Origin of the sequence: Methanobrevibacter sp. (genome assembly GCF_045611865.1) — an archaeon.
Taxonomy (GTDB): domain Archaea; phylum Methanobacteriota; class Methanobacteria; order Methanobacteriales; family Methanobacteriaceae; genus Methanocatella.
The window spans coordinates 1-14,271 of the sequence record NZ_JAZKXX010000057.1 but is presented as its reverse complement, the minus strand read 5'-3'; the positions used below and the strand labels follow the sequence as shown (position 1 = coordinate 14,271).

At 34.4% G+C, this 14,271-nt stretch carries 18 protein-coding genes; 14 read left to right on the top strand and 4 right to left on the bottom strand.

Annotated elements, in window-relative coordinates:
- Positions 1 to 25 precede the first annotated feature (25 nt).
- The 7 genes from ACKI32_RS05530 to ACKI32_RS05500 all read left to right on the top strand — a co-directional run bounded on the left by ACKI32_RS05530 (position 26) and on the right by ACKI32_RS05500 (position 5,009).
- Entirely contained in the window at positions 26 to 565 is a 540-nt protein-coding gene (locus ACKI32_RS05530; protein WP_407414320.1) for a glutathione peroxidase, read from the top strand.
- Between the two features lie 41 nt (positions 566 to 606).
- A complete protein-coding gene (locus tag ACKI32_RS05525; protein ID WP_407414318.1) occupies positions 607 to 1,665 on the top strand; it encodes an acyltransferase in 1,059 nt (352 codons plus the stop codon).
- A 56-nt stretch (positions 1,666 to 1,721) separates the two neighbouring features.
- Positions 1,722 to 2,147, top strand: a complete 426-nt coding sequence (locus ACKI32_RS05520; protein ID WP_407414316.1) for a universal stress protein — start codon at positions 1,722 to 1,724, stop codon at positions 2,145 to 2,147.
- 8 nt (positions 2,148 to 2,155) lie between these two features.
- Positions 2,156 to 2,548 carry a hypothetical protein gene (locus tag ACKI32_RS05515; RefSeq protein WP_407414314.1) on the top strand — a complete coding sequence of 131 codons (393 nt, stop codon included), beginning with the start codon at positions 2,156 to 2,158 and terminating at the stop codon, positions 2,546 to 2,548.
- A 250-nt stretch (positions 2,549 to 2,798) separates the two neighbouring features.
- On the top strand, positions 2,799 to 3,632 hold the full coding sequence (locus ACKI32_RS05510; RefSeq protein ID WP_407414312.1) for an amino acid ABC transporter substrate-binding protein: 834 nt from the start codon (positions 2,799 to 2,801) through the stop codon (positions 3,630 to 3,632).
- A gap of 33 nt (positions 3,633 to 3,665) precedes the next feature.
- Positions 3,666 to 4,316, top strand: coding sequence for an amino acid ABC transporter permease (locus ACKI32_RS05505; RefSeq protein WP_407414310.1), 651 nt, complete (start codon positions 3,666 to 3,668; stop codon positions 4,314 to 4,316).
- A gap of 9 nt (positions 4,317 to 4,325) precedes the next feature.
- Entirely contained in the window at positions 4,326 to 5,009 is a 684-nt protein-coding gene (locus ACKI32_RS05500) for an amino acid ABC transporter ATP-binding protein (RefSeq protein WP_407414308.1), read from the top strand.
- A gap of 20 nt (positions 5,010 to 5,029) precedes the next feature.
- Here the strand turns inward: ACKI32_RS05500 and ACKI32_RS05495 are convergent, their stop codons facing one another.
- Positions 5,030 to 5,911, bottom strand: coding sequence for a hypothetical protein (locus ACKI32_RS05495; RefSeq protein ID WP_407414306.1), 882 nt, complete (start codon positions 5,909 to 5,911; stop codon positions 5,030 to 5,032).
- A 110-nt stretch (positions 5,912 to 6,021) separates the two neighbouring features.
- Here ACKI32_RS05495 and ACKI32_RS05490 point away from each other — a divergent pair, with 110 nt between their 5' ends.
- From ACKI32_RS05490 to ACKI32_RS05465, 6 genes are all read left to right on the top strand, one after another.
- Positions 6,022 to 6,471, top strand: a complete 450-nt coding sequence (locus tag ACKI32_RS05490; protein ID WP_407414304.1) for a flavodoxin family protein — start codon at positions 6,022 to 6,024, stop codon at positions 6,469 to 6,471.
- A 21-nt stretch (positions 6,472 to 6,492) separates the two neighbouring features.
- Positions 6,493 to 6,969, top strand: coding sequence for a MarR family winged helix-turn-helix transcriptional regulator (locus ACKI32_RS05485; RefSeq protein ID WP_407414302.1), 477 nt, complete (start codon positions 6,493 to 6,495; stop codon positions 6,967 to 6,969).
- The gene (locus ACKI32_RS05480; RefSeq protein ID WP_407414300.1) at positions 6,962 to 8,338 is read left to right on the top strand and encodes an MATE family efflux transporter; all 1,377 of its coding nucleotides are present in this window, start codon (positions 6,962 to 6,964) and stop codon (positions 8,336 to 8,338) included. Before ACKI32_RS05485 ends, ACKI32_RS05480 begins: the two co-directional genes overlap by 8 nt.
- A gap of 61 nt (positions 8,339 to 8,399) precedes the next feature.
- On the top strand, positions 8,400 to 9,782 hold the full coding sequence (locus tag ACKI32_RS05475) for an MATE family efflux transporter (RefSeq protein ID WP_407414298.1): 1,383 nt from the start codon (positions 8,400 to 8,402) through the stop codon (positions 9,780 to 9,782).
- A gap of 46 nt (positions 9,783 to 9,828) precedes the next feature.
- Positions 9,829 to 10,263, top strand: coding sequence for a hypothetical protein (locus ACKI32_RS05470; protein WP_407414296.1), 435 nt, complete (start codon positions 9,829 to 9,831; stop codon positions 10,261 to 10,263).
- A gap of 46 nt (positions 10,264 to 10,309) precedes the next feature.
- Entirely contained in the window at positions 10,310 to 10,954 is a 645-nt protein-coding gene (locus ACKI32_RS05465; protein ID WP_407414294.1) for a zinc ribbon domain-containing protein, read from the top strand.
- 25 nt (positions 10,955 to 10,979) lie between these two features.
- On the opposite strand, the gene ACKI32_RS05460 is transcribed toward ACKI32_RS05465, so the two are convergent.
- Together ACKI32_RS05460 and ACKI32_RS05455 are read right to left on the bottom strand one after the other, a co-directional pair.
- Positions 10,980 to 11,999, bottom strand: coding sequence for an NADH-dependent flavin oxidoreductase (locus tag ACKI32_RS05460; RefSeq protein ID WP_407414292.1), 1,020 nt, complete (start codon positions 11,997 to 11,999; stop codon positions 10,980 to 10,982).
- 230 nt (positions 12,000 to 12,229) lie between these two features.
- Positions 12,230 to 12,859, bottom strand: coding sequence for a hypothetical protein (locus ACKI32_RS05455; protein WP_407414290.1), 630 nt, complete (start codon positions 12,857 to 12,859; stop codon positions 12,230 to 12,232).
- Positions 12,860 to 12,956: 97 nt separating this feature from the next.
- Between ACKI32_RS05455 and ACKI32_RS05450 the strand changes: the two genes are divergently transcribed.
- Positions 12,957 to 13,511 (top strand): manganese efflux pump MntP family protein, encoded by a 555-nt coding sequence (locus ACKI32_RS05450; protein WP_407414288.1) that lies wholly within the window; start codon positions 12,957 to 12,959, stop codon positions 13,509 to 13,511.
- 7 nt (positions 13,512 to 13,518) lie between these two features.
- Here ACKI32_RS05450 and ACKI32_RS05445 read toward each other — a convergent pair whose 3' ends face one another.
- Complete coding sequence (locus ACKI32_RS05445) at positions 13,519 to 13,932, bottom strand: hypothetical protein (protein ID WP_407414286.1); 414 nt, start codon at positions 13,930 to 13,932, stop codon at positions 13,519 to 13,521.
- Positions 13,933 to 14,271: the final 339 nt, after the last annotated feature.

Genomic DNA, 14,271 nt, shown 5'->3' with positions numbered 1-14,271 from the left:
ATATTTAACTATTAGGAGGAATTATATGTCAGTATATAATTTTACAGTTAAAGATGGTGAAGGAAACGATGTTTCTTTAAGTGAATACTCAGGTAAAGTACTTTTGATTGTTAATTCCGCAATCAAATGCGGATTTACACCACAATACACAGAATTGAATGATATCTATTCCGAATTTAATGAAAGGGGTTTTGAAATTCTTGACTTTCCATGCAATCAGTTTGGAGGCCAGGCTCCGGGAACAACCGAAGAGATTACTGAAGTGTGCAGATCCAAATGGCTTGTTCCATACACAATTTTTGAAAAGATTGATGTCAATGGTGAAAATGCAGACCCGTTATATGAATACCTAAAGGAAGAACAGCCTTTCAAGGAAATCACAGGAAAAGGAGCCACCAAACTCAAGCTTGTCCTAAAAGCTGTCGACAGACACTACAAGGACAACAATGACATTAAATGGAACTTCACCAAGTTTCTCGTTGACCGTGAAGGAAATGTTGTTCAAAGATTTGAACCGACAGAAGCCATGGGAGATGTCAAAAAGGCAATTGAAAAGTTATTGTAAAACAGTTAACTTAATAATTGATTGCTTACTAATCTAAGTGTATGGAGAGAATTAAATATTACGATACACTTAGGTTTCTTGCTATTTTTGGAGTCATCATCCTCCACGTTTTTCAAAGTTTCCCTGCAAGCACCACATTAATTAACTTTAAGGTCATAAGTCTATCGGAAATATTTGAATATGCAGTTCCAGTTTTTTTAATGATAAGTGGAGCTTTGCTTTTGGGCCGTGACATTCAACTGACCGATTTCCTAAAAAGAAGATTCACAAGGTTGACTTTTCCGTTCATTTTATACATGATAATCTATGCTGTGGTATTGTTCCTTCTCATGAGTTATGTGACCGGTTTTGGAATGCTTGAAAAATGGCTTTTAAGATTGCCTTTAAATTATAACTGGTATTTCTGGACAATATTGACTCTCTATCTGGCAATACCTGTAATAAACAAGTTCATCCTACATTCCTCATTTAAGGAAATTGAGTATTTCCTGTATGTTTTAGTTTTCGCATCCATCTTATATCAAATCATTTTGGTTTTGAAGTTAAGGCCATACATCAATTTGAACCTGTTTGTATCTCCGATTGCCTATCTGATTTTAGGCTATTGGCTTTCCCATAAAGATTTTTCAAACAGAATCTATAAGATTGCCATCCTATTTTTCATTGGAGCAACCCTGCTTAAGATGGCAGGTTCACTTGGATATCTTCCGCTTCCATTAACTGAAAACTATGAGGCCACAAGATCAATGATTGTCGCTTCATACATTGACATGGGCTTTTTACAAATCGTGCAGGCTTCAGCACTCTTTTTAATAATCAGATATATCTACTCAACAGACAATATCCTCAGCTCATTTTTAACAGGAAACAAGGTTAACGCATTTATATTGTCAATCAGTCAGGCAAGTTATGGAATGTATCTCTTCCATCATACTCTAATTGAACCTTTAAGGTGTATATTAAGAAACTACAAATTTACAGGTCTTGAAACGCTGATTCTTGTTTGTGTTCTTACGGTGATTGTTTTCATTGCCTGTTGGATGGTTGTCCTGGCAATATCAAAGATTCCATTCATTTCAAGATATTCGGGATATCACTAAACTTATAATAACTAATAATGATAAATGTTATATTAACTTTATAGAAAGGTGTTTAAATGTATAAAAAAATTTTACTCCCAACTGATGGGTCAGGCTATGCCGACCAGGAAATCGAAAGAGTATCAAACTTAATCGCTGATGATGGTGAAATCATTGTTATCTCAGTTGCAGGCAAATTAACATCAAGCGCATTTCAAAGCAGGAAAAATGTCAGGAAAGTTAATGCGGAGATGTTGGAGGAAGCTAAAGAAAATGTAGCTAAGATGGTTGCCAAATTTGATAATAGTCTTAATGTTAGAGGTGTTGTAAAGACCGGTTTTCCGGCTGAAACAATAAATAAGGTCGCAGAAGATGAAGGTGTGGAGCTTATTGTAATATCCGCATCAGGTAAGAGTGGTCTTCACAGATTCATTATTGGAAGTGTTGCCGAGGAAGTTCTTAAAACCTCAGACATTGATGTATTGCTTGTTCACAATAAATAGGTGATTTTATGGATATTAAAAAGATAATTATTGCAATAGTGATTGTGCTTCTTGTTGTTGGTGTTGGTGCTTTCATGTTCATATCAGCTAACCATGTTGATACAAAAATAGAGATTGTTGCAAACGATTCAATGCAGAACGGAGACGACATTACCATACAGTTAAAGGACAGTTACAGAAACGTCTATCCAGACCAACAGATTGAAGTTAAAATCTTGGATGACTCCGGATGGGCCTACAAGTATTCAGTAACTACAGATTCCAATGGTTGTGGAAATGTGCCTTTAACAGCCTTGGATAATGGTGAATATACTGTTCATGCCAATTTCAATGGGACACTGTTCCTATCCGAAGCAAAATCTTCAGTTCCTTTCACTGTTGATGATGGATATTCATATTAGAATATCTCATATTTTTTTTTAAATATTTTTTAGACTTTTTTTAAACAAACCATTAATTGATTTAATAAAATTCATAGATTTGGATATTGATATAATTTTTATTTACTATTTTTATGAATCTGTATAAAATATGCTGTTTTTCTTAATTCAATTGAACAAATCAATATAATATAAATATATAAAAAAATAAAATATTAACCAGTAGAATTAATTCTACGAGAGATAGTTATAACTATATTGGTGTTTTAAAATGAATAAAAAAATAGGTTTTATTGTAGCTTTAGCAGTAATTGCCTTATTGATGGCTGGTACTGCAAGCGCAGGTTTATTTGATTTCCTAGGAGGAAACAACTCTGACCAAGTTGCAAACGATGACAACACTTTCATCGTGGGTTTCGATGCAGAATTCCCTCCATACGGATATAAAGATGACAGCGGAAACTATGTCGGTTTCGACTTAGATTTAGCTCAGGAAGTTTGTAACAGAAACAATTGGACTTTAGTCAAACAGCCAATCGATTGGGATGCAAAAGATGCTGAAATCGATTCCGGTTCTATTGACTGTATTTGGAACGGATTTACCATCAACGGAAGAGAAGATGACTACACCTGGTCTGAACCTTACATTGACAACAAACAAGTTGTTGTTGTAAAATCTGATTCAGGAATTAAATCATTAGCTGACCTTGAAGGTAAAATCGTAGAAACACAAAAAGATTCATCTGCACTTGCAGCTCTTCAAGAAGATAACAAAACTCTTGCAGACACCTTCAAACAATTAACCGAAGTAGCAGATTATAACACCGCATTCATGGACTTAGAATCCGGTGTATGTGATGCTGTTGCAATCGATATCGGTGTTGCACAATACCAAGTATCATCCAAAGACAATTCAGATGATTTCACTATCTTAGATGAAATTATTTCATCCGAACAATATGGTATTGGATTCAAAAAAGGTAATGATGCTTTAAGAGACCAAGTACAAGAAACATTAGATGAAATGTTTAAAGACGGAACTGTTGCTAAAATCGCTGAAAAATACAGTGATTCTGGTGTTCCTGGATCTTTAATCACAAAATAGATTAAATTGGTGTAGAGGGGAGAATTAGAAAAAATGATATTGAGTAATGTTATTTCACAATTACTTGGAGGTATGGTTACCTCAATTGAAATATTCTTACTTACTCTTTTATTCTCTCTTCCTTTAGGTTTGGTTATAGCCTGGGGAAGAATGAGTAAATTTGGACCATTAAGATGGTTGATGAAGATTTATATTTCAATCATGAGGGGTACACCATTAATGTTACAATTAATTGTAGTGTTTTTCGCTCCATATTACATATTCGGTATGAGCCTTTCTTCCGATTACAGGTTTATTGCAGTCATCATTGCATTTACCATTAACTATGCAGCATATTTTGCAGAAATCTACAGGGGAGGAATCGAAGCTATACCAAAAGGCCAATATGAAGCGGCTCAAGTGCTAGGATACAGTAAGGTTGAAACATTCTTTATAATTATCCTGCCACAAGTCTTTAAGATAATTCTTCCTTCCGTAACCAATGAAGTGATTACTCTTGTAAAAGATACTTCTCTTTCATTTGTAATTGCAATTCCGGAAATGTTTACAGTAGCAAAACAGATTGCAGCTGCTGATGCTTCCATTGCGGCATTGCTCGTTGCAGGTCTATTCTATTACATATTCAATATAATAGTGGCATTTGCAATGGAACACTTGGAAAATAGGTTAAGTTATTATGACTGAGGGGTATTTATGAGTTTACTTGAAATTAAAAATCTTAAAAAAAGTTTTGGAGACAATGTTGTATTAAAAGACATTTCCCTTTCAGTTGAAAGAGGAGACGTATTGTCAATCATTGGTCCTTCAGGATCAGGTAAATCAACATTGCTTAGATGTATCACAAATCTGGACCAACAGGATAGTGGTGAGATTAATTTTGATGGAACATTCGGACTTGTATTCCAAGATTTTAATTTGTTCCCACATCACTCCGTAATGAAAAACATTACCAATGCACCAATAAAAGTTCAAAAACAGAATAAAAAAGAGGCTGTTGCCCATGCCCGTGAATTGCTCAAAAAGATGGGTTTGGAAGACAAGGAAGACGCTTATCCGTGTGAGCTGTCTGGAGGTCAGCAGCAAAGGGTATCAATTGCAAGAGCCCTTGCAATGAATCCTGATATACTGTTTTTTGATGAACCGACCTCAGCGCTTGACCCTGAACTAACCGGTGAGATTTTAACCGTTATTAAACAGCTGGCCGCTGAGAAAATGACAATGGTTATCGTAACTCACGAAATGAACTTTGCCCGTAATGTGTCAGACCACATTATATTCATGGATGATGGAGTTATTGTAGAAGAGGGCACACCTGATGAAGTATTCTCATCAGATAATCAAAGAATGAAGGAATTTTTGGGAAAATTCGCAGATTAGAGATATATCAACATATATCTTTAAATCCTATTTTTTAATACATTATACCATAAATAATCACTGCCAGCACCTAAACTAATCAGGATACTTGTTAGACTTACAAGTATGAATATTATGAATACTTCAAATGAACCTAAAAGATAAAAACCAGCAATACTGATTATTTCAAGTGTCCAGAACACCCATTTCTTGTTTTTAATGTCGATATAGCTTAACACGCCCAATATGATTGGTGTGATTATAATGGCCAATATGTAGAATATGCAATCATTCAATGGAGTAATGCCGACAACATTAAATTTAAAAAGCCAGTTGAAGAGATAAAACTCCAAAACGGTGAGGAAAAATCCCTGAACGCCACCGCATATTGCCTGGGCCATTGTATGTTTTTTTAATGTTACACGTGACCAGATCAATACTGGATAGATTATTCCAAAAAGTGCTCCAAAAGGACCCAAAAGTAGAATCAATGCACCTACAGGGCCTGACAGTCCTGTGGTGTGGACGCTTATTTTCCATTTTAATGTAATTAGAAGCACGACACCTGTGTTTATTGAATAGCATAAAAGTAGAATTGTCAAAAAGTGATTTGCATTAACAATCATGGATACCAGAAATCCGATGAAATATGAAATGATTCCTACAATCAGTGGAGTGTATCGGTCGCTTCTGTTTGATATGTCCTTGTCGGTTCCCAGTTTCTTTGCCCAGTATAAAATGATTGCCATTGGCAGTGCTGAGGCAAAAACAAGTGAAATCAGCTCCAAAACTATAAATGAAGATATGTTAAATGCACCATTTTCAAAGGATAATATTATACAGATAATAAGAAATAATGGTATGCATATTATTGGGGGATTGTTTATTGTGGAGATTGTTTCTGCAATTTTCAATTTTTCCATAAAAATAATTTTATTTGTTTAAATTAATAAGACTTATGAAGCGATGATTGTTGCAAAGTCAATAGTTGTCATTGCAACATTTATATACTATGCCATCCAATATCATAGTTATGAAATCATTAGTAGTTTATTATACAAGAACAAAAATAACACAAAAAGTAGCACAGGAAATAGCTAATAAGCTGGATTGTGATATCGAGGAAGTTGTCCCTAAGGTCAACTATAATGGAAAATTGGGTTATGCAAGAGGAATAAAGGACGGTGCATCAGCAAAAATTGTTGATTTGGAACCGTTGAAATATGACCCAAAAGATTATGATATAGTGTATCTTGGAGCACCTGTATGGGCTTCAAAGGCAGCAAATCCATTGATTTCATACTTAAAGCAAAATGAAGGAAAATTCAGTGAAGTCAAATTCTTCTTGACAGCGGGAAGCAGTGGTTTTGAATCAAGTTTTTCCCAAATGGAGAAATACTCCAAAAAACCGTTAAAGACAATTGCCATTACAACAAAACAGGTAAAGCACGGTGAATATGACTTAACTTCATTTTTGGATTAAGATTATTTTTAAGGAATTATCATGACACTTGAAGAATTGACAGATATTGATGTTTCTACTTTTCCGGTCGGAAGATTAATTTCTATGATTGCCAAAAGCCAGCAAATATACCTGAACCACAATCTGAAGGAATTCGGTATCAATTCATCTCAACTGCATTTGCTTTTTGAAATATCAAATCAAAGCAATATCAATCAGGAAAAGATTGCTAAAAGATGCAACATTAATAAGGGTGCTGTTGCAAGATCCATCAAGAAACTTGAGGATAATGAACTAATAGTTCGAGAAATCGACGAGGCCAACAGACGCCAAAACAAGATTTCTCTCACCCCTAAAGGCAAATCTATTTTGGACGATTCAATTAAAATTTTGAACAAATGGGAAAGTGAAGTATTTAAAGATTACACAAAAGAGCATAAACTCTTATTGAACGAATCATTAAAGGACATATTTGTAAATGCAATGGAATTTAACAACGGAGAGGCAGGTAATGAGTAAAACAGGAAACATTGAACTGATTACCGGAGACCCTAAAAGGGCAATTGTTAAGCTTTCAGTTCCTATGATGCTTACCATGTTTTTGCTCACGTTATATAATCTTGCAGACAGTATCTGGGTTGCCGGAATTGGTCCTGATGCATTGGCTGCAATAGGATTCATCTCACCTATGTATATGGTTTTGATTGGACTTGGTAATGGTATAGGTGCAGGAGCAAATTCTCTCATTGCAAGATATATAGGTTCTAAAGACTACGCTCAGGCAAATAATGCTGCACTTCATGGCGTCCTTTTGTCAGTTGTAATTTCCATTATTTCCACAGTCGTACTTGTAGGATTAATGGATCCGATTTTGATGGTTCTGGGTGCTGGAAAAACACTTGAAATTGCCGGACAGTACAGTATCATCATATTCTCATTCATATTTGTGTTTATATTTATAGCTGTTGCATCTTCAATATTTAGGTCTGAAGGGGATATGAAAAGAGGTACAATACCAATTGTGCTTGCAGCAATCCTTAACATTGTTTTGGATCCAATATTCATTTATGTTTTCGGTTGGGGAATTGCAGGAGCCGGTTGGGCTACAGTATTGGCGGCATCCCTTTCAGCTATAGTAATGGCCTACTGGATGTTTGTCAAAAAGGATATGTTCCTTGATTTGTCATTTAAAAACTTCAACTATCGCTCATCAATGGTGTACGATACGCTCTATATTGCCGTGCCGTCAACATTGGAAAACATTTTGATTTCAGCATTTGGAGTCGTAGTCAACAATATGCTTGCAATTGTTGATGGAACATCAGCTGTGGCCATATATACAGTAGCTTTAAGGATGTCACAAGTATCTCAGATTCCATTGTCCGGTATTAGTACTGCTTTGTTGACTGTTTCAGGTGTTTCATATGGAGCATCAAATCCGGAAAACTTAAATGTCGCTTATTCCTATTCAATCAAATTTGGATTGGCAATATCAACAGTGATTGCAGTGCTTATGGTTATATTCTCACCTCAATTGGCTTCAGTATTTGCATATTCTACTGCAAGTGCATCCCTTTTACCGGATATTTCAACTGCTATTTCAATCCTGACACTATATTTGTTTGTAATTCCAATGGGGGTCATGTCTTCAATGATGTTTCAGGGTGTCGGTAAAGGATTGTATTCTCTGTTAATTGGATTTATGAGATTCTTGCTTTTAGGAAGTATATTCTCATACCTGTTCGGCTTTGTGTTCGGATGGGGAGTTACAGGAATATATGCCGGTTCGATATTCGGTTGTTTTGTTGGGGGAATATGTGCTTTCATCATGGCAAAATCATTCATTTACAAATTCAAAAAGATTTCAGGAGAAAATGAAATTATTTAAAGATTATAACATTAAAAACAGATAAAAACACTACAGAATAAAATTAGGGGGAAATAAATAAATGAGTAAATCAAAGAATATTGAAATGATTACGGGAGATCCAAAAAAGGCAATAGTAAAGCTTGCCATTCCAATGATGCTTTCTATGCTTTTGATTATGTTTTATAATCTTGCAGACAGTATTTGGGTAGCCGGACTCGGTGCAGATGCACTTGCCGCAATCGGATTTATCACACCATTATTTATGGTATTGGTCGGATTGGGTAACGGTATAGGTTCTGGTGCAAACTCACTCATTGCAAGATACATCGGTTCTAAAAATTACAGTCAGGCAAATAATGCTGCACTTCACGGTATCTTACTGTCTGTAGTTATATCATTAATATTTACTGTTCTAATTGAAGTGTTCATGAATCCCATATTGGTGGCTATGGGAGCAGGAAAAACAATAGGCATTGCAGAGCAGTACAGTTATATCATATTCGGATTCCTGTTCATATTTGTGTATTCAGGAGTTGCCTCTTCCATATTCAGGGCGGAAGGAGATATGAAAAGAGCTACAATCGCAATTGCAGTAACAGCAGTGATGAATATTATTTTGGACCCGATATTCATATATGTCCTTAATCTTGGAATTGCAGGAGCTGCATGGGCAACTGTAATATCAGCATCCCTTTCATGTATCATAATGAGTTATTGGATGTGGGGTAAAAGGGACCTGTATTTAGATTTGTCACCTAAAAACTTTGACTATCAGTCCTCAATGATAACAGATATCATGCAAGTTGCCATTCCATCAACCCTTGAAACAATAATATTTTCAATTTTAGCGGTTATTATCAACAGTATGCTTGTAATTATTGCAGGAACAACAGCTGTAGCAGTATATACTGCATCCATGAGGATCGTTCAATTGGCAATGATTCCATTGATAGGTCTTGGAACAGCAGTTTTAACAGTTGCAGGAGTTTCTTATGGAGCAGGAAATCCTAACAACCTGAAGATTGCCCATACATATTCAATTAAACTTGGATTTGCAATATCAATAATTCTTGGAATACTTATGTTTGTATGCTCATACTATTTGGCTTCAATATTTTCATATACTGCAGCAAGCGCATCACTTGCACCTGAAATTGCATCTGCGATTTCTGTATTGAGCCTGTTTGTACTTGCAATTCCACACGGGATCATGTCATCAATGATGTTTCAGGGCATAGGAAAAGGAATAAACTCCCTTTTAATTACTCTTTTAAGGTCTTTAATCCTTGAAACAGTATTTGCATACATATTCGCTTTTATATTCGGATGGGGACTCACTGGAATATATGCCGGTGTAATCCTGGGTTGTTTTGTTGGAGGAACCATAGGTTTCATCTGGGCAAGAATCTTTATTAGGGAATTCAAGAAGATATCAGATAAAAAATATGCACAAAAAGACTAGTTTTAATTAACTAGTTTTTTATACTTTTTTTAATAAAACTAAAATCATGGAATTCATCCTAAACAACAAGAAATATTCTATCTTAAACCATGAGTTATACATTAACTACCTGATGGTTGACAGTTATTTCAAAGATCATGCGCTATATGAGTATGATATTCATTTTGACTTTTTAAATCCTCTCCTGAGTAAGGATAAAATAGAATTTGAGGATATTCTTGAGGGTACAGGGGACCTGGAAGAGCTAATTGAAAAGGAAGAAATCAGCTTTCTTCCAACTGGTGTCATTATCCAAGAGCATCTTAATGGCAATTTCAAAATCATCTATCAGGACCTTGAATTTTCAAACATAAAAGTAGGCGAAGCAATTCCACTTCTTATATCCTTGAATTCATTAATTACATATAAGCCAATCGTAACATTGGCTCAAATCCAGGAAGAATTAACTCATTTCATTGAAAAATTTCGCACCTATCAGTAAAATTTAATATTTCAAGTAACATATTATTAACTATAGGTGTTAGAATATGTATTGTCCTAATTGTAACAGTGAAAATAATGATGGAGCAAAATTCTGTAAAAAGTGCGGAACACCTCTTAAAAACAATACTGTAAGTCACGAAAAGGTGATGGCAAATATCAGCAAAGAAAAATCCGGTGATAATACAACCAAAATCATTATCATCACTTTGATTGTAATTGCTGTTGTTTTGGCAGGTGCTTTTGTATACATTTACGGTTTTAGCAACAACAATCAGCAGGATGATAGTCAGGATATTAACACAGACGTTGATGACAATCAAATAAAGCAGGCCACCCAAACTTCTCAAAGTGCTCCTAAAACCCAATCCATGACTATCAAGGGAGGTAGCTTTTCAACCGGAAGTGCAGAGGAGGATTTAACATATGCAAGCATATATGTTGGAACTGAACATGCAGGTGAAAAGGTTACAATTCAAATTTATTATTCTCGGGATGGAAATCTTTTAAATCATGGAAACATGGTTCCAAATCATGTAAAATCAGACGGTTATATTGATGTTAAAAGTGCAGATGCATACAAATACTATCCTGACTTTGCAGAAATTAACCTATACGATGAATCAGGAACTACTCTTTTAGATTCACAAAGCGTTTACCTGTCCCCTGAAAGCGGTACTCAAACATTCTAATTGAGTACTCATCTTTTCTTTTTTTTTAATCTATTTTACAGGGCCTGATGAAACATGTTGACGTTTTCTTCCAGTAGCAGTTATTGCAGGTTTTGCATTTGCTTTCGCCATTTCCCTTGATTTGCCAATCAACCAAAAAACTGGAATCAGCTACAAAAGGCCTTTGCATGGAAACGAACTCCACTTTTGAACTCTTGAACAAGTCATTAACCTGTTTTTGTGAGTTAACCCCACCACCTAAAATAACTGGAATGTTAACGTTGTCAATAATCTTGTCGGTAGCTTCAATTAAGGGATTTTTATCCTTGTTTTCACGGGTGAAAAACTGCGGTGAACGTGTACGGGTGATTTGAAGTGAATCACAACCATACTTTTCAAGCAACTTTGCAATCTCAATTGTCTCATCAAGAGTCATTCCATTTGTAGTTCCATCAAAGGCGTTTAACCGGCAGTTAATATGCAGGTCAGTATTGTCCTTTACAACCTTAATGATTTCCAAAACGATTCTCAAGCGGTTGAATGTATTTCCGCCGAACTCATCTTCTCTTGTGTTGAAAGTGGGATTGATGAATCTTGAGAGAAAATAATAGTTTCCTAAAGCAAGCTGAACACCGTCAAAACCTGCATAATCAAGTTTTTGGCAGGCTATTACCATATCTGTTTGAATTTTTCTAATGTCTTCCAGGGAGATGTCTTCAACGTGCATGTTCTGCTCTGTTTTCTTGTTGTATTGAACAAAACCTAATTGCCCGAAAATAGGAACATCATATATGTGGACAAGGTCTGTTAAGTCCTTTGCTTCACGAACAAACTGTTTATAGTGCATGGTATGCGAATATTTAGAAAAGGAATCGCGAGGATACAATGAGATTAACTCTGTAATTATCAAACCAACACCGCTTGCAGCAATGTTTTCATAGCGGTCATATATCTCAGGAGTGAAATTTCCTGATTTCTCCCTTTGAGACTCCCAGAGGCCAGTTCTGACTATTCTGCTGTTAAGCTTCAAATCTCCAAACTCACAAAAATCAAAGATATCCTTCATATTAATATATAAGTAAATTGAACATATTTAATAATAATGGTGATAAATATGAAAAGATTATATTACTATTTTTGATATATACAACTGTAGCATTTAGATCAAAAACCGTTTGGTAGTAATCTAAGAGATTTGGTTTTGGTTAAAATGTTGAATTGTAGGTCAAAGAGTTCAATATTGTGATGTTTTAAAAAATAAGGGATTAGGAAAATAATTTTTCCTAATTAAAATTCTTATAATAACATTATAATACCAAGTAACATGAAGAATAATATAGTCAAAATATTCAAATTAGAGTTTGATTGAATATTTACGGTATTGGTATTGTTATTATCAGTATTAACACTAGTGTTATTTTGATTTTCAAAAGCAATTTGATTTAAATCAATATTTTTTGAAACAGATTGAAAATTATCTCCTAAGACATCCGAAGCTTCAAAGAATGCTGCAGAACCGAGACCTGTCGCCATGAAAGAACCTGTTTCAAATTCATATAAATAGTCTTCATCGCTGTCCCAGTCTTCTGAGTCCTCATCATCATCCCAGTCATCGGAGTCATCGTCGTCCCAGTCTTCTGAGTCGTCATCATCATCCCAATCGTCGGAGTCATCGTCGTCCCAGTCTTCTGAGTCGTCGTCATCATCATCCCAGTCATCGGAGTCATCATCATCCCAGTCATCAGAATCATCCAGATTATCGCTAAAATCATCGGAATCATCCAAATCTTCATCAGGAATATCTATATCAATGAAATCTGAATCATCATCGACACTATCCATATCGCTTGAAGCGAATGCAACACTAGTTGTTGCTATAAGAAGTGCAAAAAGAAGAAATATTACTGCTAGTCTTTTTGATTTCATAGATTTTTCACCTCAAAATTATATTTAAATGTAATATTATTTAAACATATTTGATTAATATCAATTATAAATAAAATAATTAACATAAAATTATTTAATGTCCTTTAATCTGATTTCAACATTATTAATTGCTGTTGCTCTTGCAATGGATGCATTCAGTGTATCTATGACAAAGGGTTTTACACAGAAAAATATTACAAACTCGCAAATATTATATTATGGTTTATTTTTTGGAGGGTTTCAGGCCTTAATGCCCATTTTAGGATACTTCTGTGGAACTGCAATAGCCTCCATTGTTGAATCATTGGCCTCAGTCATTGGCTTTGTTTTACTCTTGGCGATAGGATTGAATATGATTCGTGAAAGTTTAACTTCAGATGATGATGAAATCACGGATAATTTTTCATTCAAGGAAGTCACATTACTTGCGATAGCTACAAGTATTGATGCTTTTGCAGTTGGAATAGCAATTGCACTTATAAAAGATCCTATTTTAATATCTTCAGCAATTATAGGTATAGTTGCATTCATATTCAGTATAGTTGGTATTTTTATTGGTAAAAAACTTGGAGATTATGTTGGTGACAAGTTCCAAATTCTCGGTGGTGTTATTCTTATTTTAATTGGAATTAAAATACTTTTAGGATTTTAACTAATCACTAAAAGCTTCTTGTTATATCCTCATATGTTAAATCTGTATTATTTTTAATTTCCAAATCTCCTGATGAGTCAGCTGGATTAAAAAAGTATCCTCCATCATAGTGAACAACATATCTGTAAGGTCCGTAGTAGTCAACAATTATTGATTTTCCGTCTTCAACCGGGCAGTCCTCGCATATTACTCCGGTATCTCCATATTTGTCTAGCAGTTCCACATCAACCTTTCCGAAATCCGTATCGATGGTGTTGCCCTGGCTATCTGTAATTGTTGTGACAACAAATATGTTTGTGGAATTCTGTATTTTTTCACCATGGACTTCAAGAAAAACGTCTTCTTTTGTTAAGTTCAAAACAATAATTCCTGCAATAATAATGATTATGAGAAGTATTATTCCCAACATTTTCTTATTCATGTTGATTATTTTTGATTTAAATTTGTAATAAACATTATCTTTTGGAATAATTTATGTTTTTAAACCATGATATATAGATGGGCTTAGTTATATTTTGCATTTTTGATTATTTTTATTTTTTAAAATTAATAATTTTCATGAAAATTAATAAATCTTATTAAAAATAATGGCTGTTTGATGTTTATTTAATTTAAATTTATTCTATTTATTTTTATTTATTGTAATTAAACTTATATATATTTATATAATTAAAATATGGCCATATATACTTTTAATTTATGTATATCTTGTAAGTTACTGATATTACATTGTTTACATGATTATATATAGCATTTTATA